Here is a 4797-nt window from a genome sequence, read left to right as displayed (position 1 = left end):
AATGCGGTCATGCTTCGCCCCTACGGATATATTTGCCTTGCACCAGATGCACCCGGACTTTAGCCCGCATCCAAGACACTTGACTTACATTCCGAACGATCGAACCAATCTTATTAACTGGTTCCAAGGCTTTGCCTTCACCTGGGAACTAGAGGCAGAGCCTCCGGATCTGCGTTACCAGGCACAGCCTGGCAACGAGTAATTCGTAAGTAAGGGGCAAGTACGAGAGGACTGCCCCTACTGCGGATTAATAATTTGTGACTAATGATTCGAGTTCGCGGATCGCAGGCAATTCTAAGTCTTTGAACAAAACTGTACTGAGATAGCGTTCGCCAAAAGAAGGCTGCACAAAAACTATCAATTTACCAGCATTTTCGGGACGCTTGCCAACTTGAATCGCACCGCACAATGCTGCACCTGCCGAAATTCCTGACAACAATCCTTCTTCTCTGGCTAGTCGGCGGCTGTAGGCGATCGCATCTTCATCGCTAACTGCAATCACTTCATCAATTAACTCAACTCGCAGCACTTCCGGGATGAATCCGGCACCGATTCCTTGAATTTTGTGAGCGCCCGATCGCCCTCCAGAAAGCACGGGGCTGCCGGCTGGTTCCACCGCCACAGCCCTAAAACTCGGTTTCCGCTGTTTAATTACCTCAGCAACGCCCGTAATTGTACCGCCGGTGCCCACTCCCGCCACTAAAAAATCTACTTTACCGTCAGTATCCGCCCAAATTTCCTCGGCTGTAGTTTCCCGGTGAATTCTGGGATTCGCGGGGTTGCTAAACTGTTGCAACATGAAAGCATCGGGTGTTTCTTCGACAATTTCTTCCGCACGGGCGATCGCGCTTAACATCCCTTCATGGCCCGGCGTCAATTCCAAGCGAGCTCCGTAAGCCTTCAACATCGATCGGCGTTCGGTGCTCATGGTATCCGGCATAGCTAAAATTAGACTGTAGCCCTTCGCCGCGGCGATCGCAGCCAAAGCAATTCCGGTATTTCCCGAAGTCGGTTCAACTAAAATTGTTTTCCCCGGTTGAATTAACCCCGCATCTTCTGCCGCCTGAATCATGCTCGCCGCAATCCGATCTTTCACCGAAGCCGCCGGATTCATCCCTTCCAACTTCGCCACAATTGTCGCAACCACTCCCTCAGCTTGAGGAATTTGCTTGAGATGAACCAAAGGAGTTTTGCCAATTATTTGCGTAACATCTTTCGCAATTTTCATGGTTAAATTTATCTCCGTTTAAATGTAGTACATGGGATTTGCTTGTTGTCGAGCATCGCGCTGTTGGCACAAATCCTGCAAAGTATATTTATCCAAAACCGCCAAAGATGCCTGCCTGACTTCCTGCCAGGTTTCTAGCACCGCAGTTTTTTCTATTGTTACAGATTCCGCAACTTTTGGGGTCTGGCGGCTGCCGGAGCCTTCTAGAGCGCAGAACACCTCTAGCAAAGTAATTTGCCAAGGCTCTTTCGCCAGCAAATAACCGCCTTTAGCGCCCCGCAGAGTCTGAACGATACCAGCACGCCTGAGCACGGCAAGAATTTGGTCTAAATACCGTTCCGGTATCTGTTGAGAAGCCGTAATTTCGTTCAATGTTAGGGGCGAGTCCTGCGGGTGGCAGCTCGCCAGCTCCAACAGCGCTAACAGAGCATATTCTACTCTAGAAGATAGTTCCACATTCCCCACTTGCGATCGAGTTTAAATCCTACAGTCTATTGCTGATTTAAATGGAATAAGCAGGGAAAGTCATCGCGTGTTTAGGCTTGACATAAACCTGCTGATCTCGCGTTAACTGTAGATTATCAAAGCGATCGCGACTGACGTAAGCTGTCACAGTCTGACCCGATTCTAACACTAACTCGGTTTGAATTTCCCTGCCTAAATGAATGATCCGGCTGACTTTTGCTGATGCAAAACCCGACTCCGGCTTAGTTTTAATTTCCACGTCGTGGGGGCGCAAAAATACTAATTCAGAATGAGCCGCGCCATTATTGTAAGCAGTTGTAGCGTTGCTGGCGAACAAGCCCGCAGCATTTGGCAGCACGTTGACGGGCCCAATAAAACTCATCACAAAAGCTGATGCCGGTTTGTCGTAAATTTCCGCAGGAGTACCGACTTGTTCGACTCTACCTTGGTTCATCACCACAATTTCGTCGGCTACTTCCATCGCTTCTTCTTGATCGTGAGTCACAAAAACTGTAGTGATATTAACTTCTTTGTGAAGGTTGTGCAGCCACGATCGCAATTCTTTGCGAACTTTAGCATCTAATGCTCCAAAAGGCTCATCTAGCAGCAGCACTTTCGGTTGCACTGCTAAAGCTCTCGCCAATGCAACCCGCTGCCGCTGGCCACCGGAAAGTTGCGACGGGTATCTGTCGCCCAAACCTTTCAACTGCACTAAATCCAACAGTTCATCAACCCGTTTGGTAATAAAGTCTTTAGGAGCTTTGCGAATTTCCATCGCAAAAGCAATATTTTTCTTAATAGTCATGTGTTTGAACAAAGCGTAATGCTGAAACACAAAACCGATATGTCGTTCCTGCACAGACTGCTGGGTAGCATCCTCGCCGATCAGGTAAATGTGACCGCTGTCCGGCGGTTCGAGTCCCGCAATCATCCTCAGCAAAGTCGATTTCCCGGAACCGGAAGGCCCCAACAGCGCCACTAAAGAGCCGCGTTTAATTTCCAAATTTACGTTGTCAATGGCGTGAAAGGAGCCAAAGTGTTTCGATACGTTCTGAACTGTAATGCTCATGACTTTATGTACCTATTTTAGGAGTTGAAGATGTTAACTCCGCATAATTGACTGGTTTACAGTAGTATATCCTGAAATTAATATTTTGCAACGCCTGTAACTTTTTGTATAGTATTGGGAGAGCAGCACGATGGGGACTGCGCTGGAAAGTTTCCAGGTGTGGGAGTATCGGTGGCGTGCGAGCATCGTCAGCACCAGCGGGAAAAATTATCTCAAATCCCTCTTGATGGTTTTGAGTCGCCGTCCGGCGGACTTGGTATGTGGAGCATCGGACTTCCAGTCGGTAGGCTTAGCAGCCAGATTATTTGTAGCCAGGGCGATATAGAAGATGTAAGGTACGAATTAATCTATCTGAGGTGCGATCGCCCGCAATTTATATGACAATAGTTAGTTCATCAGCCTACAGGCCTCAGCTTTGACAAACTACCAGAATAGTAAATTCTAACAAAAACAGCACTATGGGAAAACCAACAGGCTTTATCGAATTCCTCCGCGAATTGCCCTCCGAGCTCTCACCAGTCGAGAGAGTCCACAACTGGGACGAGTTTCACCTACCAATGGAGGAAGACAAACTCCGCAGCCAAGGCGCGCGCTGCATGGACTGCGGCATTCCATTTTGCCACACCGGCAGCATCATCAGTGGCATGGCAAGCGGCTGCCCGATTAACAACCTGATTCCCGAATGGAACGACTTAGTATATCGGGGACTGTGGAAAGAAGCCCTAGACAGACTCCACAAAACCAACAACTTCCCCGAATTCACCGGCAGAGTCTGCCCCGCACCCTGCGAAGGCGCTTGCGTGCTCGGCATCAACAACCCGCCTGTCACGATTAAAAACATCGAAGCCTCGATTATCGATAAAGGCTGGGATGAAGGCTGGATTACCGCCGAACCACCCGCCAAACGCACCGGCAAAAAAATCGCTGTTATCGGTTCCGGGCCCGCCGGTTTGTCGGCTGCGGCGCAATTGAACAAAGCCGGTCATTTGGTAACTGTATACGAAAGAGCCGATCGACCGGGAGGCCTGTTAATGTACGGCATCCCCAACATGAAGCTAGACAAAGAACAAGTCGTGATGCGCCGCCTGAAAGTCCTCGAAGACGAAGGCGTAACCTTCATCTGCAACACCGAAGTTGGGAAAGACTTACCAGCCGAACAACTGCTAAAAGAATACGACTCAGTTGTACTCTGTACCGGCGCCACCAAACCCCGCGACTTGGGAATTGAAGGGCGGGAATTAAAAGGCATCCACTTCGCGATGGACTTTTTGACAGCCAACACCAAATCGGTTCTCGACAAGAGCACCAACGATAACTTCATATCCGCCGCCGGCAAGGATGTCGTAATTATCGGCGGTGGCGACACCGGAACCGACTGCGTGGGCACCTCCATCCGCCACGGCTGCAACAGCCTGGTACAGCTTGAAATCCTGCCCAAACCGCCCTCGGAACGGGCCGCCAACAATCCCTGGCCGGAATGGCCGAAAGTCTACCGCTTGGATTACGGCCAAGAAGAAGCCGCAGCCAAATTCGGCGATGACCCGCGCGGCTATCTCACCACGGCGACGAAGTTCGAGGGCGACGAAAACGGCAATGTCAAAGCCGTACACACTGTTGAGGTGGAGTGGGCGAAAAACGAGAAAGGGCAGTTCATTCCCAAGCAAATTCCCGGAACCGAAAAAGTCTTGCCGGCGCAGCTTGTCTTGCTAGCGATGGGCTTCCTGGGCCCGGAACAGCCGCTGCTGGATGCGATGGGATTGGAACGCGACGCGCGCAGCAACGTCAAAGCCGAACACGAAAAATATACAACTAGCATTCCCGGAGTTTTCGCGGCGGGAGACTGTCGCCGGGGTCAGAGTTTGGTGGTTTGGGCGATTAATGAAGGGCGCGGCGTGGCCCGGGAGTGCGACCTTTATTTGATGGGTGAAACCGATTTGCCTTAGTTGATTGATGCGGCCGATAATCTACTGTTTAACTATTAGGCCCAGATCCCCCCTAGCCCCCCTTAATAAGGGGGGGACTGGAGTGTTCAAAG

The 4797-nt window shown here is 50.5% G+C and carries 6 protein-coding genes; 3 read left to right on the top strand and 3 right to left on the bottom strand.

Going from position 1 to position 4797, the window contains the following annotated elements:
- Positions 1-202, top strand: a 202-nt coding sequence (locus QT974_RS31130; RefSeq protein ID WP_333472238.1) for a hypothetical protein, incomplete at its 5' end; no start/stop codon positions are given.
- A 45-nt stretch (positions 203-247) separates the two neighbouring features.
- On the opposite strand, the gene cysK is transcribed toward QT974_RS31130, so the two are convergent.
- Genes cysK through QT974_RS31115 form a run of 3 tightly spaced genes read right to left on the bottom strand, consistent with a single transcriptional unit; the run spans position 248 to position 2762 of the window.
- A complete protein-coding gene (cysK, locus tag QT974_RS31125; protein WP_333472237.1) occupies positions 248-1228 on the bottom strand; it encodes a cysteine synthase A in 981 nt (326 codons plus the stop codon).
- Positions 1229-1246: 18 nt separating this feature from the next.
- Positions 1247-1684, bottom strand: coding sequence for an RrF2 family transcriptional regulator (locus QT974_RS31120; protein WP_333472236.1), 438 nt, complete (start codon positions 1682-1684; stop codon positions 1247-1249).
- A 46-nt stretch (positions 1685-1730) separates the two neighbouring features.
- Positions 1731-2762, bottom strand: coding sequence for a sulfate/molybdate ABC transporter ATP-binding protein (locus tag QT974_RS31115; RefSeq protein ID WP_333472235.1), 1032 nt, complete (start codon positions 2760-2762; stop codon positions 1731-1733).
- 130 nt (positions 2763-2892) lie between these two features.
- Here QT974_RS31115 and QT974_RS31110 point away from each other — a divergent pair, with 130 nt between their 5' ends.
- Positions 2893-3087: a hypothetical protein gene (locus QT974_RS31110; RefSeq protein WP_333472234.1), complete on the top strand. Its 195-nt coding sequence runs from the start codon at positions 2893-2895 to the stop codon at positions 3085-3087.
- Positions 3088-3220: 133 nt separating this feature from the next.
- Complete coding sequence (gene gltD, locus QT974_RS31105; protein ID WP_333472233.1) at positions 3221-4705, top strand: glutamate synthase small subunit; 1485 nt, start codon at positions 3221-3223, stop codon at positions 4703-4705.
- Positions 4706-4797: the final 92 nt, after the last annotated feature.

This window comes from Microcoleus sp. BM001215392, from assembly GCF_036700185.1.
Taxonomy (GTDB): Bacteria; Cyanobacteriota; Cyanobacteriia; order Cyanobacteriales; family Microcoleaceae; genus Microcoleus.
This window is presented reverse-complemented; position numbering and strand designations above follow the sequence as displayed.

Bases quoted from the DNA above. Each gene is read 5' to 3' on its own strand.
- QT974_RS31110 (WP_333472234.1), top strand. From the start codon at position 2,893: ATGGGGACTGCGCTGGAAAGTTTCCAGGTGTGGGAGTATCGGTGGCGT.
- QT974_RS31115 (WP_333472235.1), bottom strand. From the start codon at position 2,762: ATGAGCATTACAGTTCAGAACGTATCGAAACACTTTGGCTCCTTTCAC.
- cysK (WP_333472237.1), bottom strand. From the start codon at position 1,228: ATGAAAATTGCGAAAGATGTTACGCAAATAATTGGCAAAACTCCTTTG.
- gltD (WP_333472233.1), top strand. From the start codon at position 3,221: ATGGGAAAACCAACAGGCTTTATCGAATTCCTCCGCGAATTGCCCTCC.